We start from the raw sequence: 21,856 nt of genomic DNA, 5'->3' as shown, positions 1-21,856 counted from the left end.
CAGGGGAAGTCGGGGGCCCGCGTGGGGTCGGGGCCCGTGAGGCGCAGTCTGGGGCGGGTACGTCCGGATTACGGACACGCCGTGCCCCTGACAAGCGCTGAGGGGGAGTATTCGGCCGAACGGACGGTCGGCGCAAGGGCGCCTTTCGGCCGTCGACCTTTGAACCACCTTGGCGATCCGGGTGAACCGGACGCCCCTCAGGCCAGGTTGCGCTCCCCGGCGGCGACGGCGATGCCCAGGACGTTCCCCGGCGGCGGAAAGGGGCAGATGAAGTGGTCGGCGAAGGCGCGCGGCGGCAGCACCGCCCGGTTGAAGTCGACCGTCGTACGGCCCTCCGCGTCCGGCGCGGACGGGTGGAGGAACCGGAACCGATAACTGCTGTGCCCGCTCGTCGTATCGCCGAAAACCGCCCACAGCGAGCCGTCGTCCCGGACCGCGACCGTCAGCGTCAGCTCCTGCCCGTCGAGCACGAACGACACCTCGCCACCGAGTCCGAGCCCGCGCTCGACCCCGTCCGCGTTCGGCACCCGCACGGTCCGCCGGGAGTCGTACGGCGTGAAGCGCCCGGGCACCGACCAGCGCGGGTCGTACGCCGTGGCGTCGATCCCGCGGAACGCCCGCCGGGCCGCGGAGGCCGGGTCGAAGTCCCGTACGCCCCACACCCCTTCACGCACCAGCACGACCAGCCGGCGCTCGCTGTACGCCACGCGGGACGCCTCCGTGGGCCCGAGGTCGGCGGCGAGGCGGACCTCACCCGCGAAGGGCTGTCCGTCGACGGTCAGCCCGTCCGTCTCGGCGGCGGTCAGCACCACCGCACCGTCCGCCGGCGTCCAGATCCCGGGCAGTCCGGGGAACCGTCCGTCCGGATGGTCGTCCAGCCAGTAGGTCCCCGTCAGCGCGAGCGGCCCGTAGGGTCCGGAGACCGTCTCGACCCGCCGCTCGTGCCACTGCTTCCACGCGTCGGCCGCGTCCGTGGTCATGTGATCAGCCCTTTCGTACCGGGTCGGGGAGCCCGAGGTGGGAGCGCAGGGTGGTGCCCCGGTATTCCGTGCGGAACGCGCCGCGCTCCTGGAGCAGCGGGACCACCCGGTCCACGAACTCGTCGAGCCCGCCCGGGGTGAGATGCGGGACGAGGATGAAGCCGTCGGCGGCCTCGCGCTGCACGAACTCGTCCAGTTCGGTGGCGACCGCTTCCGGGGTGCCGACGAAGGACTGCCGACCGCCCGCCTCGATCACGGTCTGCCGGATCGACAGGCCCTTCTCCCGGGATAGCGCCCGCCACTTCTCGGCGATCGCGACGGTGTCACCGCGCCGGGTCCGCCCCTGGGTGAGCGCCGGGTCCGCCACCGGATCGATGTCGGGGAGCGGGCCGTCCGGGTCGTAGGAGGACAGGTCGACACCCCAGATCTGCTCCAGCGTGAGGAGCGCGGTCTGCGGGGAGGTCTGCTGCCGGCGGATCTCGGCGGCCCTCTCCTGCGCCTCGGCGGCGGTGTCGCCGAGGACTGCACCGACCCCGGGCATGATCTTCAACTCATCAGGCGTACGGCCGTACTTGGCGAGGCGGCGCTTCACGTCGGCGTAGAAGGCCCTGCCCTCCTCCAGCGAGCTGTGCCGGGTGAAGATCACGTCGGCGCCGGCGGCGGCGAACTCCCGTCCCTCGTCGGAGTCTCCGGCCTGGATGACGACCGGATGCCCCTGCGGCGAGCGTGGCACGGTGAACTCGCCCGCGATGTCGAAGTGCTCCCCCCGGTGCGCGAACGGTCGCGAGATCCCCTCCGGCGTCCACGAGTCCCACAACTCCCGTGCCGTATGCAGGAACTCGGCAGCGCGGGTGTAGCGGTCGGACCGGTCGAGAAAGCCTCCGCGCCGGAAGTTCTCCCCGGTGAAGGCGTCGGAGGAGGTCACCACGTTCCAGGCGGCCCGGCCCCCGCTGAGGTGGTCCAAGGTGGCGAACCTGCGGGCGAGTTCGTAGGGCTCGTTGAAGGTCGCGTTGACGGTGGCAGCGAGCCCGAGATGTTCCGTGACACCGGCGAGGGCGCTCAGCACGGTGATCGACTCGGGGCGGCCGACCACGTCCAAGTCGTGGATACGGCCCTTGTGTTCACGCAGCCGCAGTCCCTCGGCGAGGAAGAAGAAGTCGAACAGCCCGCGCTCGGCGGTGCGGGCCAGATGCTCGAAGGACGAGAACTCGATCTGCGACCGGGAGTGCGGATCGGCCCACACGGTCGTGTTGTTGACGCCCGGGAAGTGGGCCGCCAGATGCATCCGTTTACGGCTCATGAAGCTCCCCCGGTCACGGCGTACTGGTTGGCGGGCCTGGCGAGCCCCAGGTGGTCCCGGAGCGTGCTGCCCGGGTAGAAGGTGCGGAACAGTCCGCGGTGCTGGAGCAGCGCCACCGTGCCGTTGACGAGCCGTTCCAGGTCACGGAGCGGTTCGGCGGGCGTGAGGTGGAAGCCGTCGACGATGCCCTCGCCGTGCCAGGTGGCGATCAGTTCCGCGAGGTCGACGGGGCCGCCCCGGTACAGGGGCCCCTGCACGGTCTGCCGGGGTCCGCCTCCGCCGTGGCCGGGCTCGGCCGCGTGCTCTCCGTCGCCGAGGTCGACGAGCAGGCTCGCGAGGACCCGCAGTCCGTCGGGGTCACGGCCGAACTCCGCAGCATCCCGCCTCAGTTGACGTCGTACGGCGGCTGCCTGCGCGGCGCTCACGGCGTGCACCAGGGCCACGTCGGCGTACCGGGCGGCGGTCCGCCGGGCGGGCCCGTCGGTGGCGTCGACCACGCGGACCGGGTGGCCCTGTGGCGGGCGGGGCACGATCGAGGGGCCCTTGACGGAGAAGTCGGTGCCCCGGAAGTCGACGTGGTGGAGTTTGTCCCGGTCGATGAAGCGGCCGGTCGGCACGTCCCGTATCTCGGCGTCGTCCTCCCAGCTGTCCCACAACTTCGCGGCCACGTCGGCCACTTCACCGGCTTCCTGCCACAGGGTGTCGGCCGATGCCGCATGCCGGCGGCCGAAGAGGCGGGCCTCGCCCTCGGTGGTCGACACGTCGATCCACCAGCCGGCCCGGCCCCGGCTGACCCAGTCGAGGGTGGCGACGGCGGCCTGGACGTGGAAGGGCTCGGTGTGCGTGGTCGTCACGGTGGGCACCAGGCCGATCCGGCTGGTGGCGGGCGCGACCCGGGACAGCACGGCGAGCGCGTCGGGCCCGGACCGGGCGAAGCTGTCGTGCAGCGTCACGAAGTCGAGCCCGCCGCCCTCGGCGAGCCGTGCGAGGTCGACATAGGAGGCGGCGTCATAGGCGGACGGCTGGTCGACGGCGGCGGAGAGATGCAGCATCACAGCACCTTCGAGAGAAACGACCGCGTGCGCGCGTGCCGTGGGTTGTCCAGTACCTCGGCGGGCGGCCCCTGTTCGACGATCCGGCCGTCGTCCATGAACACGACGACGTCGGCGACCTCGCGGGCGAAGCCGATCTCATGGGTGACGACGATCATCGTGGCGCCCTGCTCGGCCAGGTCCTTGATGACGTCCAGCACTTCACCCACCAGCTCGGGGTCGAGTGCGGAGGTCGGTTCGTCGAACAGCAGCAGCCGCGGCTCCAGCGCCAACGCCCGCGCGATGGCCACCCGTTGCTGCTGTCCGCCGGAGAGCTGCCGCGGATAGGCGTCGGCCTTGTCGGCGAGACCCACCCGCTCAAGGAGCCGCCGCGCCGCCTCGACGGCCTCCTTGCGGGGCCGCTTCAGCGCGGACACCGGGGCCTCGACGACGTTGTCAAGGACGGTCAGATGCGGGAACAGATTGAAGTTCTGGAAGACGAAGCCGATCCGCGTGCGCTGTCTCAGCACCTCACGCTCGGGCAGTTCATGCAGTTTGTCGCCGGAGCGCCGGTATCCGACCAGCTCCCCGTCGACGCTGATCGCGCCCCTGTCCACCTTCTCCAGATGGTTGATGGTGCGCAGCAGCGTCGACTTGCCGGACCCGGAAGGACCGAGGACCACGGTGACCTCGCCGGTGCGCACCGCGAGATCGATGCCCTTGAGCACCTCCAGCGAGCCGAAGCTCTTGTGGACGGACCTGATGTCGACCATGACGGTCATGGTTGAACTCCCCTGATTCACACGTGGATTAGGCGGCCGCGCGGCCTGCGAGCTCGGCGAGGAACAGCAGCGCGGCCCGCGCGGTCGCGTCGTTCTGCCGGAACGCGGGTCCGCCGGTGCGCGGCCGGGTGAAGGCGCCGGGCGTACGGCCGTCGGTGTGCGGCCCGAGCGCGAAGCGCCGTGGGTGCGGCCGGCCCGACCGGTCCAGGACCCGCCCGTCGGCACGGTCCACGCGCAGCAGCCCGTCCGGGCTCTCGGTGACCCCCTCGGCGTGCAGCTCACGCAGCAGCGGATCGAGGGCCCGCCGGACCGTCGGCTCCGGCAGCCGGGCCTCGACCAGCGCCCGCGCCTCGACCGAGTGGCCCGGCACGGTGGGACTCGACGCCCGGAACACCCCGTCCTCGGCGCGGACTTCCATGTCCGCCCCGACGAACCTGACCACCCCGGCCCGGGACAGCGCGAGCAGCTGCCGCAGCCGGGGGCCGGGCGGCCCGGAGGCCAGATAGCTGAAGAACCCGTGCCACCACCCGCCGATGCCCCCGAGCCGGACCAGCTGCCCGTAGACGGAGAGCAGCCCCAGGAAGACCGACAAGTCCGGGCTGTACGCCGGATCATGACGACGGCTCAGGTCGCCCTCGACATACGCCCGCAGCCCCTCCTGGAGGTCCTCGTGCGTCGCGTACCGCATCCCCTCCAACGGCCGGTCGAGCACGGCGAGGTCGAGCCGGTCACGGGGGTCGGGCACGGCGGAGGCCACGAGGGCCTCCCGTTCGCCGAGGTCGTCGATGGCCGCGTACTTCTCCTCGAAGTCGGTCCAGGACATCGCGGTCCGCTCCGGATGCACGGTGAACAGCCGGTGGTAGTGGGCGAATCCGAGCTCCTTCTCCACCAGGGGCCACACATCCCGCCGGAAGTCGAATCCCTCCGGCCTGGCGAGCAGCCCGTCGATCTGGGCCGGCCCCAGGAAGCGGGGCAGCGGTGGCCGCTCGCCGGTCCAGTCGTAGCCGATCTTCGAGTGGTACGGCACTCCGCGCCGCGATCCGACGTACAGCACCGGCTCCTGCCCCGAGGGGAGGTAGGTGTCGCCGTCGTAGCGCCCGCCCCGGCCCTCGGTCAGCAGCACCATCAGGTCGACGAAGGCGAGGCCGAAGCCGCGGACCAGGACGGGTTCGCCGGGCGCGAGGGCGGTGAGATCACTGTCGGCGGTGAAGTCGGGCGGCAGGTGGACGAGGTCGTGGGTGCGGGCGTAGGCCGCGAAGTCCCGCTGCTCGTCGTCGAGTTCGGCGTCGAGGTGGCCGAGGGCGAGGACGACCAGGTCGGCGAGGAGCGGGCGCGGACGGCCCTCCAGCCAGATCTGCTGGCGCCCCTCGCGCGGCCCGCTGACGCGCAGGGCGCGGTGCGGATGGTGGTGGACGGTGACGCTGTCAGGCAGGGCCGCCACCGCCTGCTCGTGCACCCAGCGCAGATATGCGCCCTGGAGCTGCCGGTCGGCGAAGGTGCGGCCGTCGATGCCGGCCCACTCGTGCAGCGTGGGGCCGGGGCGCACCGGTCCGGCCATGTCCACCGTCTCGTCGGTGAACATGGTGACGTCCTCGGCGTGCGAGTTCATCCACAGCAGCGGTGACTGCGCGGCCCGCCAGATGCGTCCGGCGCCCGGCGGATGCGGGTCCACCAGGTGGACGTCCAGGCCCTGACCGTCGTACAGCTCGGGTGCGTTGGCGGCGATCCGCTCGATCAGACCGGTCCCCCGCGGCCCGGCCCCGACGATGACCAGCGAGCGCCTCATCGGGTGTGCTCCGAACCGCGGGCGTAGTGCTTCTCCACGTAGTGCTGGCCGACGCCGAGCACCGAGGTGACGACGGTGTACCAGACGGTGGCGACCATCAGCAGCGGGATGACCTGGTAGGTGCGGTGGTAGACGAGCTGCACGGAGTAGAGCAGGTCCTGCACGGCGATCACGCTGACGATGGAGGTGCCCTTGAGGGTGCCGATCAGCATGTTCCCGGCCGGGGGCACGATGGAGCGCATCGCCTGCGGCAGCACGATCCGCCACCAGCGCCGCCACCGGCTCAGCCCGAGTGCCTGCGCGGCCTCGATCTGCCCGTGGTCGACGGACAGGATGCCGCCCCGCACGACCTCGGCGGCGTAGGCGGCCTCGTGCAGGGTCAGGCCGATGATCGCGACGGTGACCGGGCCGAGCAGGTCGACCGTCCTGACCCCGAGGATCTGCGGGTACAGCGCCCCGATGTTGAACCAGAGCAGCAGCTGCACCAGGATCGGGATCGACCGGAACAGCCAGACATAGCCCCAACTGACGCTTCTGAGAACGGGGTTGGACGACAGCCGGGCCGCGGCGAGCAGCGCGCCGAGCACGAAGCCGAGCGTCATCACCACCGCGGTCAGCCAGAGCGTGAGCCACAGTCCGCGCAGCACTGCGGCCGAGGTGAAGTAGTCCGCGACGACGTTCCACTGGAACGCCCGGTTGCGCAGTACGGAGTTGACGGCGAGGCCGAGCAGCGCCAGGACCGCGACAGCGGCCGTCCACTGGCCGAGACGGCGCTGCGGGACGATGCGAAGGGAATCCGCGGGCTCCGGTACGTCCGGGGCGGCGGGGGCTTTGGCGAGGGTCTCGGAGGACATGCGAGGGCTCCGTGGCATCGAGTCGTTCTTCGAACTCGGACGGGTGCCTTCACACATGTGCGGCCGAGCCCCTCAGCAGGGCCGCCCCTTGAGACTACGGGTGCGTTTCCCCGCCCTGTCAATGCTGTCCATACTGTGAGCCGTACGTCTCAAGTCAGTTGACGCCCCACCGGATGCCTGTTCCACTTACCCCATGCATCCACAGCAGTGGCTGGTCAAGCGCTCCCACATCGACTTCGGTCGCGTGTGGTCCTCTTCCTGTTGAGCTGACCCACTGCGCGCCCTGATCCCGTAGGGCGCCTTTTCGTGTTCTCCCCCTTTCTGGCTTTCTGGTTTTTCTGCTTTCCCCGCCTTCACACGCGCCTCCCCTCACCCAGCGCTGCCTGCTCACAGGAGACCACCGCACCATGCGCACACTCACGCATGCCCGAAAAGGACTCTTCCTCCCCTTTGCCGCCATCACCGCGGGAACGCTCCTGCTGACCGCCTGCGGCTCCGGCACCGACGACGCCGTGACTGCCTCCGCCGAGTCCGACGCGATCCCCACCGCGGATGTCGTCTCCGCGATCGCGAAGAACCAGGCCGCAGCGAAGCTCCTGCCCTCCGGCACCACCAGCCTGACCCTCGCCGTCAGCGTCTCCGGCCAGCCGCCGGGCACCTCGATCCTGGACGACGGCAAGACTCTGGCAGGGCAGGACGTGGACTTCGCCAACGCGGTCGCCAAGGTGCTCGGCATCCGGCTGAAGACCGAGCAGGCGAGCTTCGAGGCGATCCTGCCCGCCCTCGACAGCGGCAAGTACGACCTCGGCGTCGGCAACTTCGGCGTGACCGACGAGCGCCGCAGGACGATCGACTTCGTCACCTACATCAACGACGGCCAGGGCTTCGCCACCCGGGACGACAGCAAGCTCACCAAGGTCACCGATCTGACCCAGCTGTGCGGTCTGAACGTGGCGACCGGCGCGGGCACGACGTTCGAGGCGACGCTGGAGGACAGCAAGTCCCTCTGCACCAAGGCCGGCAAGAAGCCGTACGACGTCCAGACCTACAACGAACAGGGCGCCATCTGGTCCTCGCTCCAGCAGGGCCGCAGCGACGTCGTGATGTCCACGATCAACGGGCTGCGCTACGCGGTGGCCCACCAGCAGGGCGTGAAGTTCCTCAACGAGTACCACCGCCTGGACGTGGGCTTCGCCTTCAAGAAGGGCACCAAGCTGACCCCGGCGTTCCAGGCAGCGGTCAACACCCTGATCGAGGACGGCACCTACGCCGAGATCCTCAAAAAATGGGGCACGACAGGGTCAGCGATAACGAAGTCAGAGATCTCACCACCAGAGCTGTAGCCAACCAGGGGCGCGGAGAACTGCGCGACCAGCCCCCACGCACCCGCGCACGGCGACGATTCAGCAGTCGCACCCGCAATCGCAGCAATCACACCCGTCCCCACAACAGCTGCAGCAATCACAGCAGTCCCCGCAGTCCGCCCCGTTGCACGCCCCCTCCCGCCGCTGCCGACTCCAGGGATCCTCGAACGTCCCGCAGCACATCTGACACGTACAGGCCAGCCCGACCCAGACCGCACACCCCGCCACCAACCCCCGCCGCTCAGCTCGCCGCGGCGGCTCCGGCGGTGCACTGAACGCCCGCGTCACGGAGTTCCGAAGCTCATGCACCAGCAACACATGCACCAACTCGGAGTCGGTGAACTCGACCTCCCGCAAGGCGAGCCGCACCCCGTGCACCGCGTCGTCGGCGAGTCGACGCGCCTCCTCCAGGGACGTCCCCGTCGCGGTGAGCGGATTCCACGCCCCCGCCGCCGCGTCGGCCTCCCTGTCCTCGACGGCGTCCAGGAGATGCGCGAGCCGCCCGAACAACCCCCCGGCCTCGGCAAGCGGGCCCGCGTTCCCGGGCCGCCCGGCCAGCACGGCCGTATGCGCGAAAGCCGCCGCCGTAGCGGTCTCGGTCGGTTCGGTGACCGTCAGGATCGGCGTCCCGGGTCCGGCCAGCGCCTCGACACCGAACTGCCGCTCCACGGCGTCGACCAGCACTCCGGTGTCGAATCCGACATCCAGCCCGGTCCGTTCCCCGGCCCGCCCCCACCCGTCGGCGACCCGGCGCGCCGCGACCGCCACCGGCCGGCGCGCCAGCATCCCGTCCCCGTCGGCGACATGGTCGCGCACCTTGGCCGAGGCCAGCACCAGCGATACGGCCGCCGCGAGCCGCGCGCCCTCTCCCTGGGCGACGGACGCGGTCCGCATTCCCCGCAGCGGACACGGCCCCGCCCTACGCCTTCCGCCGGATTCCTCTCCGGACTGAGCCGCCGTCAGGACGGATATCAGCAAACCGTCGTAGTTCGTCACGACCCGGGCGAACTGACCGTGGTCCTTACGGAGAGCGAGACACAGCCCGCACAAATGGGCCATCCACTGGTTCTTGAGGCTTTCTCCGAGCCGGTGGCGGCAGGGCCTGACGATTCCGAACATGACGATCCCCCGTGGTCAGTGCGGTGTTGGGCGGCGGCATCGTACCGGTCGGGCGTTCACCCGTACGCTCCGCCCATCACCCGTACGCCGTGAAGAATCATATTTCACTCACAGTCAGCAGCCGTATGGGACACGACCCTTGGGGTACCTGGCCTCTCGACGTATTCGCTGTGCACCAGTACCGTCACAAACCCCCCGCGCGGCGGCTATCCCCTTGGCGCGCGATCCGCATCATGGATGACCATAGGGATACAGAAGCAAGAGAGACCGCTGTGAGAGGAGGCGTCCATGGGATCGGTGCGCAAAGCGAGTGCCTGGCTGGGCCTCGTTGACGACAACGATGACGAGCGTTACTACGACGACGACGGATACTCCGAAGGGACCGAGCCCGGGGATGCCTGGGTCACCGACCCGCGGGTCAAGGTGGCCTCGGATGTCGCCGAGGAGAAGGGCCGGCGGATCGGCACGGTCACCCCGGACAGCTTCCGGGACGCCCGCGCCATCGGCGAACTGTTCCGTGACGGCGTCCCCGTCATCATGAACCTCACCGCGATGGAGGCCGGTGACGCCAAGCGTGTCGTCGACTTCGCGGCCGGGCTGATCTTCGGGCTGCGCGGTTCCATCGAGCGGGTCTCCACCCGGGTGTTCCTGCTGACCCCCGCCAACACCGAGATCGTGAACGGCGATCCGGCGCAGCACCGCACGGACGGCTTCTTCAACCAGAGCTGAGGCAGGGCCGCTCGCCGGCCCTGCCCGCCAGCAGGGTCTAACGGAAGGCATCCAGTCCGGTGAGCGCCTTGCCCAGCACCAGCTGGTGCATCTCGACGGTGCCCTCGTACGTCAGCACAGACTCGAGGTTCGTCGCGTGCCGCATGACGGGGTATTCGAGGGAGATCCCGTTGGCCCCGAGGATCGTCCGCGCCGTACGGCAGATCTCGATCGCCTCGCGGACGTTGTTGAGCTTGCCGAAGCTGACCTGCTCGGGACGCAGGCGGCCGGCGTCCATGCGCCGCCCCAGATGGTGGGCGAGCAGAATCCCCTTGTGCAGTTCGACCGCCATGTCGGCGAGTTTGGCCTGGGTGAGCTGGAAGGCCCCGATCGGCCGCCCGAACTGCTCGCGCGTCTTCGCGTAGTCGACGGCGGTCTCGAAACAGGACCGCGCCGCCCCCATCGCCCCCCACACGATCCCGTACCGGGCGTGCGTCAGACAGCTGAGCGGCCCCTTGAGCCCCCTGACCTCCGGCAGTACGGCGTCGGCGGGCAGTCGTACGTCGTCGAGGACGAGCTCACTGGTGACGCTGGCCCGCAGCGACCACTTGTGCTTGATCTCCGGAGCCGAGAAACCCGGCGTGTCGGTCGGTACCACGAACCCACGGATCCCGTCGTCGGTCTGCGCCCACACCACGGCCACCCCGGCGACCGACCCGTTGGTGATCCACATCTTGCGCCCGTTCAGGACCCAGTCCGTGCCGTCCCTCTTGGCGTACGTCCGCATGCCTGCGGGGTCGGAGCCGTGGTCGGGTTCGGTGAGCCCGAAGCAGCCGATCACCTCACCGGCGGCCATGCGCGGCAGCCAGGTCTGCTTCTGCTCCTCGCTGCCGAACCGGTGGATGGCGTACATCGCGAGGGAGCCCTGCACGGAGACGAGGGACCGGATCCCGGAGTCGGCGGCCTCCAGCTCCAGACAGGCGAGCCCGTACTGCACGGCGGAGGCACCGGCACACCCGTACCCGCTGAGCGACATCCCGAGGGCGCCGATCTCCCCGAGCTCACGGGCGAGTTCACGAATGCCGGGCAGCTCGCCCTTCTCGTACCAGTCGGCGACATACGGCAGCACACGGTCGGCGGCCCAGCTCCGCACGGTCTCGCGGATCGCCAGGTCCTCGGGCTCCAGCAGGTCGTCGACACCGAGGGGGTCGGCGGGGTCGAACGGGGGCATGGCACATCCTCCGACAGACGAGCGGCTCGAAACTAGCAGCGCTAATTAAAGCTTCCGTGGCCGACGGTACAGCGCGGTGTCCCGCACATCCAGACTGCCGCTCAGGCCGAGACCCGCGACTCCGCCACTTCCCTCGGCGCCGGAAGCTCCACCGCCGCCGGGGCCTCACCGCACTGCATCGTGCGCGGCAGCCGCAGTGCCATCACCGCGCCCAGGACCAACAACCCCGCGCTCACCAGCAAGGTCACATGCAGCCCGTGCACGAAGGAGTCCCGGGCGGCCCTGCGCAGGGCCACGCCCGCGGGCCCGCCGAGGCGTCCGGCGACCTCGTAGGCCTCGCCCAGGGAGTGGCCCGCCGCCTTCGACGCCGGCCCCGGGACACCCGGCACACCCGAGAGCCCGGGCGCGTAGGCCGCGTTCATCACACTGCCGAGCAGCGCGATCCCGATGCCCGCCCCGAGCTGGTACGAGGTCTCGCCGATGGCCGCGGCCCCGCCCGCCTGCTCCGGCGGCGCCTCGCTGAGCATCGACTCGTACGCCCCGAAGAGCGTCGTCTCCAGACCGAACCCGAGCAGGATGAACCCGGACAGCAGCAGCCCGGTGTTGTCGGCATCGCCCATCGCGGTCAGCAGCAGCACGGCCACGGCGGTGAGACAGAACCCGGCACTCACCATCCGGCGCGGCCCGAACCGCCGCAACAGCCGCGCCCCGGCGAGACCCGCCCCCATCGCGGCGATCGTCAGCGGCAGCAGCCGTAGACCGGTCTCCAGCGGGGACAGGTCGAGGACCAGCTGGAGATACTGCGCCGCGATCAGTTCGAGGCCCACCAGGGCGAGCATCGCCAGCACGATGCAGCCGATCGAGGTGCTGAACGCGGGGCGCGCGAACATCCGCAGGTCGACCAGGGGATGCGTGAGCCGCCGCTGCCTTCGCACGAAGAGGACCAGCAGTACCCCGCCCACGACCAGCGGCACCGCGGTGAACGCGTCGAAATCGCCGCCGCCGAGCCGCTTCACGCCCAGCACGAGAGCGAACAGTCCGGCGGCCGCCATCAGCGCGCCGACGACGTCCCAGGGGCCCTTCCCGTTGCCCTTCGACTCGGGCAGCAGCAGTCGCCCGATCGGCAGGCTGACCAGCATCAACGGGATGTTGACGAGGAAGACCGACCCCCACCAGAAGTGTTCGAGCAGGAAGCCGCCGAGCAGCGGTCCGACCGCCGCGCCGACCGCGGCGACCGCGCTCCAGATACCGATCGCGAGCGCCCGCTCCCGCCGGTCGGGGAAGACCTGACGGAGGATCGACAGCGTCGCAGGCATGATCATCGCGCCGCCGACGCCGAGCAGCGCCCGCGCCAGGATCAGCACCTGGGCGGTGTCCGCGAGGGCGGCGAGACCGGAGGCGACGCCGAAGAGGGCGTAGCCGAGAAGGAGGACCCTTCTGCGGCCCACGCGGTCGCCGAGTGTGCCGAAGAGGATCAGCAGCGAGGCGCAGACGAGCGGATAGACGTCGACGATCCAGAGCAGTTCTATCGCGCCGGGCTTGAGGTCCTCGGTGACGGCCGGCACCGCGACGTGCAGCACGGTCGCGTCGAGGGCGACCAGGAGCAGGCTGACGCAGAGGACGACGAGGACGACCCAGCGGTTTGCACCGGCCCCGGCCGCCCGACGGCGCAGCATCGCAGCGGCCGTGGTCGTCCCGGACATGTACGTACCTCCCAGATGTTCCCTCGCGTTCGGCGGGCACACGGGGTGGGGGCTCCCCATGATCTCGGCCGGAGAGGAGCGGAGTCTCCGGCCCGCGCAGCGAACGGCGGGTGACACGTCAGCGTACGCGAGTTCGCGCGTACGCCCAGTGGCGGACCTCTCAGACTTCGGACAGAACTCGTGTGGCGTACACCACTCTGCTCACCTCCTTCCACGTATCGGCGGCCCTGCCGGTTCGGCGCCCGGTCGATAATCGGACCCGTGACCGATCTTGGAACGCGCACCGAACCGGCCCTGCGCCGAGCCGCCCCGGCGCTGCTCGGCTACGCGGCCGTACGCGCCCTGGGCCTGATCACCCTGGCCCTGTGGAGCGCGGCGCGCGACAAGAGCGCGTACACCCTGCTGACGGCACGCTGGGACGCGCTCTGGTACACGCGGGTCGCCGAACTCGGTTACGGCTACGAGGTGCGGCTCCCCAACGGCGACGTGCACTCGAACCTCGCCTTCTTCCCGCTCCTGCCCTGGCTGGAGCGGCTGCCGGCCGCGGTGACCCCGCTGTCGTACGCCGACGCGGGCTTCGTGATCTCCTCGCTCGCCTCGCTCGCCGCGGCCTGGGGCATTTTCGCGGTGACGGACCACGTGTACGGCGGCCGGGTGGGGCTCTGCGCGGTCCTCGTGTGGGCCGTCCTGCCCGTCGGAATCGTCCAGTCGATGGCGTACAGCGAGTCGCTGTTCACGGCGCTGGCGGCCTGGTCCCTGTACGCGGTGCTGACCGACCGCTGGGTGACGGCGGGCGTCCTGGCATCCCTGGCGGGCCTGACGCGTCCGGTGGGCCTGGCGGTGGTGGCGGCGGTGTGGGTGGCGGGGACGGCCGCGTTCGTACGGGACCGACGGCACGGCAACGAGCCCTTACAGGGACCGGCCACGTCGACCGACCGCACCCCGGGCACCTCGCCCGAGGAACCGACGGTCACACGATCAAGCACACGCAGCGACCCGCAGGACCCGCTCACCCTTGGTTCCACCCCTTTCGGGTCGGACCGAAGCACACCCCGGCCGCACGGCGCCCGCGCACCCGCACACGCCCCCGGCGTTCCAGCCCCCCGCCTCCGCCGCGCGCTCGGCATGGCCCTCGCCCCCCTCGGCGCCGCCGCCTACGTCCTGTGGGTCGGGTACCGCACCGGCAAAGGGCCGCTCGGCTATCTCGACGTCCAGGCGGGCTGGCGGAACGGGTTCGACGGCGGGTACGCCTTCGCGCGCTTCGTCGCCGACAAGTTCACGTCGTTCCCGTCGGCCCTCGCCGGAGTAGGGCTGATCGTCGGCGTCGGGCTGGTCCTGTGGCTGTACGTCACCTGCGTGCGGCAGGGCCAGCCGCTGCCCCTCCTGGTGTACTCGGGGGTCGTCACGGCACTCGCCCTGTGCGCATCGAGCTACTTCGGCTCGAAGCCGCGCCTGCTGATGCCCGCCTTCCCCCTGTTCCTCCCCCTCGCCCTGACCCTCGCGCGTGCAAGAACCCGCAGGTCAGCCGTGATCGTGGCCTCGATCGCGACCGCTTCCGCCCTGTACGGCGCCTTCTGGCTGAACGGCTCGGGCCCGCCGTGATCGCCCCCGGACCGTCGATGAGCGGGCGGAGAATTCCGCCCCATGATTCGGTGAACGAATTCATAAGGGCCATAAAACCGGTACCCGGAATGATCAAAGGAATTGAAGGACGCAGCCGGCCGCCTTTGCGGAATCCTTGGAAATAAACCCCCTCCTGAGAGGAATCCCACATCACATCGTCATCACAAAGCCGCTGATTCGACAGGGAACTGAGCTCACTCGCTGTAACGTCGATTGAGTGCGTACCGAACGAAACCCCACCCGTCTGGACCGGGTGTTCGCCAGGCTGGACCGTGAGTCGGAACGGCCGGCGCACCTCAGCGTGCCGAGAGCGAGCCGGCACCGGACCGCTCTGGTGGTCGCCGCCCTCGCCTTCTACCTGGCGATCGTCTGGCTGGTGGTGACCACGTCGTGGCTGGTCCGCCTCGACTGGCAGGTCATGTTCTTCCGCCCGTACCAGCAGTGGGCCTCGATCCACTGGTTCGTCGACTACTACGTGGTGCTGGGCCAGCGCGGCCCCACCGCGGTGATGGTCGCGGCCTGGCTGGGCTGGCGTTCCTGGCGGCAGCACACCCTGCGCCCGCTGCTGACCCTGGCCACCTCGCTGCTGCTGCTCAACATCACGGTCGGCGCCGCCAAGTACGGCATGGGACGGCTCGGACCCCACTACGCGACCGTCATCGGCTCCAACGAGATGGGTCTGGGCGGCGATATATTTCCCAGCGGCCACACCGCCAACGCCGTGGTGACCTGGGGAATCCTGGCGTATCTGGCCTCCACCCCGAGAGCCCGCCGCTGGCTGTCCGCAGTCTCCGCGGTGACCTCCCTCGGTGTCGGCATGGCCACCGTCTACCTCGGTACGCACTGGCTGAGCGACGTCCTGCTGGGCTGGGTCGCGGGTCTGCTGATCCTGCTCGCGCTCCCCTGGTTCGAGCCGTGGATCGCCCGCACCGAGGTCTACGCCTTCGATCTGCGCGACCGCTGGCGGGCCCGTGGCGGCATGAGGGCCCCGGCCCCGGTCACCCCCGTCACGGCACCTGCGCCCGCCCGGCTCAAGCCCCTCACCGCACCGCAGAACGAGAGGGCGGCCCGCGAGGCCACCACTCCGGCCCGTACCCCCAGGTCGCCCGTCTACCTGGCCCCGGGCCCGCACACCGCCCGCTCGGAGCGCACCCCGGTCACCCCGGTCGGCAGTCGCCGCCCACCGCAGTCGGACCGCATCGTGCGGGGCGCCGCCTCGCCGACCACCCGGCCGTTGACAGGCGGCTGACCAGGCCGAACAGCGAGAGTCAGGGGCCGGTACGCACCACCACCCCGCACGAAGGCCCCGGTTCCACGAACGGAACCGGGGCCTTCGTCCTCGTACGGCGCGACTCAGCGGCGGGACTCAGCCCTTCCAGGCCCGCGCCACGCGGCCGTCCTTCACCTCGAAGTTCAGCCGGCCCGCGCGGTACTCCATCGTGATGATCGCCCCCGGCGGCAGCGAACGGACCGTCGACCAGCCCCGCTCACGCGCGGTCCGCTCGGCGGCGGCGGAGTCGAGGCCGACGTAGGCGTCGGGGCTGTCCTGGGGTTCGGCGGACGGTGTCGGAATGGGTGCCATACCGCCACGCTAGGCCCTGCCCGGCGGCCACGGAAGTCCGGGCCCCGCACCCCTCCTGTCACGCTTCTGTCACAGGATCACGACACCCGTTTCCCTCGCGCTCCGTCACACGGACGAGCGTTTCCCTAGTCCTTCCGCGGGTATTCGAACGCAATTCCCGCGTGTCGCACCGCTTCTCCGAATGGCCCGCGAGAAGGCTTGTCCGAGAACCGTCGCGGGCCCCTTTGCCCACCCGTTTCCGGACAGGGCAGCGGCAGCTGACACCGCATAAGAAATACACGGTTCGGGCACAGAACCCCCTTACGCCCCCTGTCGCCGCGCACGACGGCGCGAGCATCATGGCGTGAGCCGAGCGAAGGGGCGAGCGATGGGGACGCAGACCGTGCACGCGACGGCACGACCTGTACGGACCAAGGCGCACGGGCGAGTGGTCGTCGACTGGCTGACCACCACCGACCACAAGAAGATCGGTCACCTCTATCTGATCACGTCGTTCGTGTTCTTCCTGGTCGGTGGCGTCATGGCCCTGCTGATGCGAGCCGAACTCGCCCGGCCGGGGCTGCAGATCATGGACAACCAGCAGTACAACCAGCTGTTCACGATGCACGGCACGATCATGCTGCTGCTGTTCGCGACCCCGAGCTTCGCGGGCTTCGCCAACGAGCTGATGCCGCTGCAGATCGGCGCCCCGGACGTGGCCTTCCCGCGGCTGAACATGCTGTCGTACTGGTTCTTCCTGTTCGGCGGTCTGGTCGTGATGGGGTCGCTGCTGGTGCCGTCCGGTCCGGCCGCCTTCGGCTGGTTCGCCTACGCACCCCTCAACAGCGCCCAGCACTCGCCCGGCGTGGGCCCCGACCTGTGGATCATGGGTCTGGCGCTGGCCGGCTTCGGCACGATCCTCGGCGCGGTCAACTTCATCACCACGATCATCGGGATGCGCGCACCCGGCATGACGATGTTCCGGATGCCGATCTTCGTCTGGAACACCCTGTTCACGTCGATCCTGATCCTGATGGCGTTCCCGGTGCTCGCGGCCGCGCTGCTGGTCCTGGAGGCGGACCGGCGCTTCGGCTCACAGGTCTTCGAGGCGGGCAACGGCGGTGCGCTGCTGTGGCAGCACCTGTTCTGGTTCTTCGGGCATCCCGAGGTGTACATCATCGCGCTGCCGTTCTTCGGCATCATCACGGAGATCATCCCCGTCTTCAGCCGGAAGCCGCTCTTCGGCTATCTGACGCTGATCGCGGCGACGATGTCCATCACCGGTCTGTCGATCGTGGTGTGGGCGCACCACATGTTCGTCACCGGCGCGGTGCTGCTGCCGTTCTTCTCCTTCATGAGCTTCCTGATCGCCGTCCCGACGGGCGTGAAGTTCTTCAACTGGGCCGGCACGATGATCAAGGGCTCACTGTCCTTCGAGACGCCGATGCTGTGGGCGACGGGCTTCCTGGTGACCTTCCTGTTCGGCGGCCTGACCGGAGTCCTGCTGGCCTCGCCGCCGCTGGACTTCCACGTCTCCGACACCTACTTCGTGGTGGCGCACTTCCACTACGTCGTCTTCGGCACGGTCGTCTTCGCGATCTTCGGCGGGCTGTACTTCTGGTGGCCGAAGTTCACCGGGAAGCTGCTCGACGAGCGGCTCGGCAAGATCCAGTTCTGGACGCTGTTCGTCGGCTTCCACACCACGTTCCTGGTCCAGCACTGGCTGGGCGCCGAGGGCATGCCCCGCCGGTACGCGGACTATCTCGCCGCGGACGGCTTCACCGCGCTCAACACGGTCTCGACGATCGGCGCGTTCCTGCTGGGCGCCTCGACGCTGCCGTTCCTCTACAACGTCTGGAAGACCTCCAAGTACGGCGTGCAGGTGGAGACCGACGACCCGTGGGGCTTCGGCCGCTCCCTGGAGTGGGCGACCTCCTGTCCGCCGCCCCGGCACAACTTCACGACACTGCCCCGGATCCGTTCGGAGGCACCGGCGTTCGACCTGCACCATCCGGAGTACGCGGCGCAGGCTTCGCAGCCCGAGCCGAAGAGCGAGCAAGCGAGCGAGCAAGCCGGTCGTGAGCGGCCCTGATCGCCTCGGTCAGCTCCGCCGGCTCCAGCACCTCGAACTCGAAGCCCGTCAGCATCACATGGATCACCATCACGTCGAGGCTCGACGCCCCGGTGCGCAGGACGCAGCTGTCGGGCCCCTCCGCCTCCAGCACTCCGGCGCTCGGCGAGATCCGCTCAGCAGCCTTCTCGAGCGGCACCAGCAGCCGTACGACCGCGTGTGAGGCGTACGCGCGCGTGGAGACGCCTCGCGAGACGTATGCCGCGAGATCCTCGGCGGGCGCGGGACGCGGCTCGAACCGGGGGCCGTGCGGTGGTCTGGGCGTGATCCGGTCGACCCGGAAGGTCCGCCAGTCGTCGCGGTCGAGGTCCCAGGCGACCAGATACCAGCGCCGCTCGCTGCACACCAGGCGGTGCGGTTCGACGGTACGGCGGCTGGCGGCACCCCCGTAGTCGCTGTACTCGAAGCGCAGCCGCTCGGCGTCCCGGCAGAGGTGGGCGAGCTCGGTGAGGACGGCCGGGTCGACGGCGTTCGGCTGCGGGCCGCGCAGCATCGGCACGGTGAACGCGTTCAGCGCGCCCACCCGGCGGCGCAGCCGGCTCGGCAGCACCTGCTCCAGCTTGGCGAGGGCCCGTACGGAGGTCTCGCCGATGCCCTCGATGCCCTGCCCCGCCGCTGTGCGCAGGCCCACGGCGACCGCGACGGCCTCGTCGTCGTCCAGGAGCAGCGGCGGCAGCTCGGCGCCCGCGCCCAGCTGGTAGCCGCCACCGGTGCCGGGGCTGGCGTTGACGGGGTAGCCGAGTTCGCGCAGCCGGTCCACGTCCCGGCGCACGGTACGCGGGGTGACGCCGAGGCGGTCGGCGAGGTCGGCGCCGGACCAGTCGCGGTGGGCCTGGAGGAGCGAGAGCAGGCGCAGGAGTCGCGCCGAGGTCTCCAACATGCTGCCGAGTCTGCCAGTCATCGAGGACAGAGACTGTCCGCAAGCCACTTGCTCGCGCTTGAGGCGGCGGAATCGCCGTCCGTCACCGCGGGGAGTTCCTCAGCTCACTGCGGTGACGGACACCGACAGGTCGTTGTCCCGCGTGTAGTACGGCCCGGCCTCCACCGGCCCGTTCGGCGTCCGCACGCGCACGCGTGGATAGGTGAACACGGGCTTCTTGTCGGCGATGTCGTCGAGCAGCCGCGCGATCCGCACCCGCGGTCCCGTCTCGCCGTGCGGCCTGAGCCACAGGTCCCAGACGCCGGGTCCGAGCAGCGGGTACGCCACCGAGAAGGCGAACCGGGCCTCGTCCACGGTGACTTCGGTACGGCGGGCGGGGCCCGGGGAGTGCCGGGGGCGCACTTCGGCGTAGGCGTCGGCGGCGAAGAAAGCGCCGTACAGCCGGCCGCGTACGGTCAGTCCGGCGCGCTCGACGTGCGGCTCGGCCGCCTCGGCGTGCGGGGCGCGCAGCCAGCTGCGGACGGTGAGGTGGCCCTGCCGGGTGGCGTAGGGGATGCGGACGGCGACGTGTCCGCGGGAGCCGCTCGGGGTGCGGGCGGTGAGCGCGCGCAGGTCGGTGGCGCCGGGTGCGAGGCGCAGCGGTCCGCCGTCGGCCACGCGCGCGTACGCGTCCCAGCGGCCCTCGGGCAGGGCGACGGTACTGGGCAGGGCGGCGCGCAGCCTGCCGTCGGCGACCGGGGCCAGCGGGAGCCCCACCTCCTCATGCCGGTCGCGTCGGCGCAGCACCAGATGGGCCGTACTGCTCGCCCCGCCGGCGGTGACGTCGAAGGTCAGTCCGCCCGCGGAGTCGGCGACGCAGTCGGCGCGCAGCAATACGTCGCGCCCTGCGGGCATGGTCCTCCCGTGGTTCATGGTGTCCGGTCAGACCGTCAGAAGCGCCTTTTGGTTGCCTCTTGTCGGTGACTCACTGCTGATAGGGCAGTTGCGGAACGTCGAAGCAGGTGCTGTCCATGTCGCCCTGGGAGACCCAGCCCGGGCCGTCCTTCCAGCGGGCCACGGACAGACAGGTGCGCCGGGACCCCGGCGGCTCGGCGAGGCGCTCGAACCTGACGGGGACGAGCAGTCCGCCGGCGGTGTAGCCCTGGCCGCGGTTCATGTAGGCGTCGACGCACGCGCGTGTGACGCCCCGGGCGGCACAGGACTTCGCCGCGTCCGTGAACCACATCGCGGCGGCCCAGCCCTCCAGCTGCCACTGGGAGTGGGTCCTGAGTCCTTTCGTCGCGTCCCTGAACTCCCGTACGGCCGCGTTTCCGGTGTCCTCGTGGTTGCGGCTGGATCCGGTCGCCCAGAGAGCGTTGCGGCAGCGAGGTGCGTCCTTGTAGTCGTCGGGGACGGTGGACACCCAGTTCTGCACGTTGGTGACCTTGGCGGTGACCTCGACCCCGGCCTGGTCCATCGCCTCGCACAGCCGGGCGTTGCCATGGCTGTCGACGGCGTCGAAGACCAGGTCGGCGCCCTGCTCCTTCAGGTCGGCCGCCACGGCACGGAAGTTGGGCAGCGCGAAGTCGACCTGCTCGGTGACGACCTTGTACCCCTCGGCCTTCAGGCCCTGCTCGACGAGCCGGGCGTAGGCGGCGGAGGCGGCCTGGTTGTACGACACGACGGCTGCCGTTCGGGCCCCGTGCTCGCGCTTGAAGTAGCGGTAGACCTCGGTGCCGCCGTACTGCTTCCCGCCCCAGCCGGTGGTGCCGTCGCGGGGCGCGAGGCTGCCGTAGATGCCGTAGAGGTGCGGCCAGGTGTCGTAGGCGGGACCGATGGGCTGGCCGCCGATGTCGGGCACGCGTGCGTGGGAGACGCGGGAGGCGCCGGCGTAGTCGAGGGCGGTGGTCGCGACCAGGGCGACCACCTTGTCCTCGTCGATCAGCCGGTGCACACAGGTGTTGTTGCCGACCCCGCTGCCGCCGTCGTCGCACTCACGCACCTCGACCTCGCGTCCTTCGACGCCCCCGCGCGCGTTGAGGCGCTCGAAGAAGGCCTTGGCTCCGTCGCGCGGGCCGGTGAAGGCGCTGCCGCCGACCGGGCTGGTGGCACTGGTGACGATGCCGACGCGGATCGGGCCGCTGTCCTGCGCGGGGGCCGACCGCTCCCGCTGCTCGAAGTCGCTCTCCGGCAGCCGGCTGCCGCATGCCGTGCCCACCGCGAGCAGCAGGACCGCGAGGACGGCCTCAGCAGCCCGGCAGCGCCGACGCCGTGGCATTGCCGCTCAACTGGACCAGCGCGCACAGGGTGTTGACCGAGACCTTCCAGGTGCCGTCCTGTTCGACGGCCGTTCCGGAGGCGTCTGGCAGGGCGGTGGCCCCGTTCAGGAGCAGGGTGTACGTCACGGTCGCCTCGGTCGCCTTCCTGAACTCGACCTTGGTGACCTGCGCCGCCACCTGCCCGCCCCGCTGGTCACCACTGAAGGCCTTGAGCACCGGCCCCATGTCGTCGCCGTTCTCCAGAACGGCCTGTTTTTCCTTCGTCGGGGTCTTCGGGTCGAAGAACTTCCGCCAGTTCTCCTTGATCTCCTTCTCGGCCGCCGCGCGGTCGGCGGGCCCGCTCGGGGAGGGGCTGGGGGACCGTGTGGTCCGTTCCACCGTGGGCGTCGGGGGCGCGCTCTCGCTGCCGCCGCCGCTGTCGTCGCTGCACGCCGTGAGAGCCGTGGCGAGGACGAACAGCACCGCCACCAGCCCCCGGCTGCCGTTCCCCCACTTGCGGTCGCTCCCGAGAACCATCTGGCTCACCACCGGGTGTCGGTCCGGAC

The 21,856-nt window shown here is 70.4% G+C and carries 18 protein-coding genes and 1 pseudogene; 5 read left to right on the top strand and 14 right to left on the bottom strand.

Features of this window, described 5'->3' with window-relative positions; all coding sequences use genetic code 11:
• Positions 1-197 precede the first annotated feature (197 nt).
• The 6 genes from AB0D34_RS09975 to AB0D34_RS09950 are packed head-to-tail and all read right to left on the bottom strand — an operon-like array spanning position 198 to position 6,733.
• Positions 198-980, bottom strand: a complete 783-nt coding sequence (locus AB0D34_RS09975; RefSeq protein WP_362659236.1) for a DUF1684 domain-containing protein — start codon at positions 978-980, stop codon at positions 198-200.
• Between the two features lie 4 nt (positions 981-984).
• The gene (locus AB0D34_RS09970) at positions 985-2,280 is read right to left on the bottom strand and encodes an NtaA/DmoA family FMN-dependent monooxygenase (protein WP_362659233.1); all 1,296 of its coding nucleotides are present in this window, start codon (positions 2,278-2,280) and stop codon (positions 985-987) included.
• Entirely contained in the window at positions 2,277-3,332 is a 1,056-nt protein-coding gene (locus AB0D34_RS09965) for an LLM class flavin-dependent oxidoreductase (protein ID WP_362659230.1), read from the bottom strand. The genes AB0D34_RS09970 and AB0D34_RS09965 overlap by 4 nt, the downstream gene beginning before the upstream one ends.
• Positions 3,332-4,093 carry an amino acid ABC transporter ATP-binding protein gene (locus AB0D34_RS09960; protein ID WP_362659227.1) on the bottom strand — a complete coding sequence of 254 codons (762 nt, stop codon included), beginning with the start codon at positions 4,091-4,093 and terminating at the stop codon, positions 3,332-3,334. Before AB0D34_RS09960 ends, AB0D34_RS09965 begins: the two co-directional genes overlap by 1 nt.
• Before the next feature lie 28 nt (positions 4,094-4,121).
• Positions 4,122-5,879 carry an FAD/NAD(P)-binding protein gene (locus tag AB0D34_RS09955; RefSeq protein ID WP_362659224.1) on the bottom strand — a complete coding sequence of 586 codons (1,758 nt, stop codon included), beginning with the start codon at positions 5,877-5,879 and terminating at the stop codon, positions 4,122-4,124.
• Complete coding sequence (locus AB0D34_RS09950; protein ID WP_362659221.1) at positions 5,876-6,733, bottom strand: amino acid ABC transporter permease; 858 nt, start codon at positions 6,731-6,733, stop codon at positions 5,876-5,878. Before AB0D34_RS09950 ends, AB0D34_RS09955 begins: the two co-directional genes overlap by 4 nt.
• A 407-nt stretch (positions 6,734-7,140) precedes the next feature.
• On the opposite strand from AB0D34_RS09950, the gene AB0D34_RS09945 reads away from it, so the two are divergent.
• On the top strand, positions 7,141-8,076 hold the full coding sequence (locus AB0D34_RS09945; RefSeq protein ID WP_362659218.1) for an ABC transporter substrate-binding protein: 936 nt from the start codon (positions 7,141-7,143) through the stop codon (positions 8,074-8,076).
• Positions 8,077-8,136: 60 nt separating this feature from the next.
• On the opposite strand, the gene AB0D34_RS09940 is transcribed toward AB0D34_RS09945, so the two are convergent.
• The gene (locus AB0D34_RS09940; protein ID WP_362659216.1) at positions 8,137-9,216 is read right to left on the bottom strand and encodes a DUF5685 family protein; all 1,080 of its coding nucleotides are present in this window, start codon (positions 9,214-9,216) and stop codon (positions 8,137-8,139) included.
• Positions 9,217-9,504: 288 nt separating this feature from the next.
• On the opposite strand from AB0D34_RS09940, the gene AB0D34_RS09935 reads away from it, so the two are divergent.
• Positions 9,505-9,945, top strand: a complete 441-nt coding sequence (locus AB0D34_RS09935) for a cell division protein SepF (protein WP_164428030.1) — start codon at positions 9,505-9,507, stop codon at positions 9,943-9,945.
• Between the two features lie 37 nt (positions 9,946-9,982).
• Here AB0D34_RS09935 and AB0D34_RS09930 read toward each other — a convergent pair whose 3' ends face one another.
• Complete coding sequence (locus tag AB0D34_RS09930; protein WP_362659213.1) at positions 9,983-11,155, bottom strand: acyl-CoA dehydrogenase family protein; 1,173 nt, start codon at positions 11,153-11,155, stop codon at positions 9,983-9,985.
• Between the two features lie 101 nt (positions 11,156-11,256).
• Positions 11,257-12,858: an MFS transporter gene (locus AB0D34_RS09925; RefSeq protein ID WP_362659210.1), complete on the bottom strand. Its 1,602-nt coding sequence runs from the start codon at positions 12,856-12,858 to the stop codon at positions 11,257-11,259.
• A gap of 261 nt (positions 12,859-13,119) precedes the next feature.
• Between AB0D34_RS09925 and AB0D34_RS09920 the strand changes: the two genes are divergently transcribed.
• Entirely contained in the window at positions 13,120-14,460 is a 1,341-nt protein-coding gene (locus tag AB0D34_RS09920) for a hypothetical protein (protein WP_362659207.1), read from the top strand.
• A 238-nt stretch (positions 14,461-14,698) separates the two neighbouring features.
• Positions 14,699-15,730: a phosphatase PAP2 family protein gene (locus tag AB0D34_RS09915; RefSeq protein ID WP_362659205.1), complete on the top strand. Its 1,032-nt coding sequence runs from the start codon at positions 14,699-14,701 to the stop codon at positions 15,728-15,730.
• A 117-nt stretch (positions 15,731-15,847) separates the two neighbouring features.
• On the opposite strand, the gene AB0D34_RS09910 is transcribed toward AB0D34_RS09915, so the two are convergent.
• On the bottom strand, positions 15,848-16,063 hold the full coding sequence (locus AB0D34_RS09910; RefSeq protein ID WP_362659202.1) for an I78 family peptidase inhibitor: 216 nt from the start codon (positions 16,061-16,063) through the stop codon (positions 15,848-15,850).
• Between the two features lie 367 nt (positions 16,064-16,430).
• Here AB0D34_RS09910 and ctaD point away from each other — a divergent pair.
• Positions 16,431-18,119 (top strand): annotated as a pseudogene (gene ctaD / locus AB0D34_RS09905) (cytochrome c oxidase subunit I); the annotation flags it as partial.
• Here the strand turns inward: ctaD and AB0D34_RS09900 are convergent.
• From AB0D34_RS09900 to AB0D34_RS09885, 4 genes are all read right to left on the bottom strand, one after another.
• Complete coding sequence (locus AB0D34_RS09900; RefSeq protein WP_362659199.1) at positions 18,001-19,053, bottom strand: YafY family protein; 1,053 nt, start codon at positions 19,051-19,053, stop codon at positions 18,001-18,003. The pseudogene ctaD and the gene AB0D34_RS09900 sit on opposite strands and share 119 nt — an antisense overlap.
• A gap of 99 nt (positions 19,054-19,152) precedes the next feature.
• Positions 19,153-19,947 carry a hypothetical protein gene (locus AB0D34_RS09895; protein WP_362659196.1) on the bottom strand — a complete coding sequence of 265 codons (795 nt, stop codon included), beginning with the start codon at positions 19,945-19,947 and terminating at the stop codon, positions 19,153-19,155.
• Positions 19,948-20,017: 70 nt separating this feature from the next.
• The gene (locus AB0D34_RS09890) at positions 20,018-21,310 is read right to left on the bottom strand and encodes an ABC transporter substrate-binding protein (protein ID WP_362659193.1); all 1,293 of its coding nucleotides are present in this window, start codon (positions 21,308-21,310) and stop codon (positions 20,018-20,020) included.
• The gene (locus AB0D34_RS09885) at positions 21,279-21,827 is read right to left on the bottom strand and encodes a hypothetical protein (protein WP_362659190.1); all 549 of its coding nucleotides are present in this window, start codon (positions 21,825-21,827) and stop codon (positions 21,279-21,281) included. The genes AB0D34_RS09890 and AB0D34_RS09885 overlap by 32 nt, the downstream gene beginning before the upstream one ends.
• Positions 21,828-21,856: the final 29 nt, after the last annotated feature.

It is taken from the genome of Streptomyces sp. NPDC048420 (genome assembly GCF_040651535.1).
Lineage (GTDB): Bacteria > Actinomycetota > Actinomycetes > Streptomycetales > Streptomycetaceae > Streptomyces.
Note: the sequence above shows the minus strand (reverse complement) of the source record. Positions and strands in the feature narration are given on the sequence as shown.

Coding starts and splice junctions, on each gene's coding strand:
- AB0D34_RS09975 (WP_362659236.1), bottom strand. CDS start 980: ATGACCACGGACGCGGCCGACGCGTGGAAGCAGTGGCACGAGCGGCGG.
- AB0D34_RS09970 (WP_362659233.1), bottom strand. CDS start 2,280: ATGAGCCGTAAACGGATGCATCTGGCGGCCCACTTCCCGGGCGTCAAC.
- AB0D34_RS09965 (WP_362659230.1), bottom strand. CDS start 3,332: ATGCTGCATCTCTCCGCCGCCGTCGACCAGCCGTCCGCCTATGACGCC.
- AB0D34_RS09960 (WP_362659227.1), bottom strand. CDS start 4,093: ATGACCGTCATGGTCGACATCAGGTCCGTCCACAAGAGCTTCGGCTCG.
- AB0D34_RS09955 (WP_362659224.1), bottom strand. CDS start 5,879: ATGAGGCGCTCGCTGGTCATCGTCGGGGCCGGGCCGCGGGGGACCGGT.
- AB0D34_RS09950 (WP_362659221.1), bottom strand. CDS start 6,733: ATGTCCTCCGAGACCCTCGCCAAAGCCCCCGCCGCCCCGGACGTACCG.
- AB0D34_RS09945 (WP_362659218.1), top strand. CDS start 7,141: ATGCGCACACTCACGCATGCCCGAAAAGGACTCTTCCTCCCCTTTGCC.
- AB0D34_RS09940 (WP_362659216.1), bottom strand. CDS start 9,216: ATGTTCGGAATCGTCAGGCCCTGCCGCCACCGGCTCGGAGAAAGCCTC.
- AB0D34_RS09935 (WP_164428030.1), top strand. CDS start 9,505: ATGGGATCGGTGCGCAAAGCGAGTGCCTGGCTGGGCCTCGTTGACGAC.
- AB0D34_RS09930 (WP_362659213.1), bottom strand. CDS start 11,155: ATGCCCCCGTTCGACCCCGCCGACCCCCTCGGTGTCGACGACCTGCTG.
- AB0D34_RS09925 (WP_362659210.1), bottom strand. CDS start 12,858: ATGTCCGGGACGACCACGGCCGCTGCGATGCTGCGCCGTCGGGCGGCC.
- AB0D34_RS09910 (WP_362659202.1), bottom strand. CDS start 16,063: ATGGCACCCATTCCGACACCGTCCGCCGAACCCCAGGACAGCCCCGAC.
- AB0D34_RS09900 (WP_362659199.1), bottom strand. CDS start 19,053: ATGTTGGAGACCTCGGCGCGACTCCTGCGCCTGCTCTCGCTCCTCCAG.
- AB0D34_RS09895 (WP_362659196.1), bottom strand. CDS start 19,947: ATGCCCGCAGGGCGCGACGTATTGCTGCGCGCCGACTGCGTCGCCGAC.
- AB0D34_RS09890 (WP_362659193.1), bottom strand. CDS start 21,310: ATGCCACGGCGTCGGCGCTGCCGGGCTGCTGAGGCCGTCCTCGCGGTC.
- AB0D34_RS09885 (WP_362659190.1), bottom strand. CDS start 21,827: ATGGTTCTCGGGAGCGACCGCAAGTGGGGGAACGGCAGCCGGGGGCTG.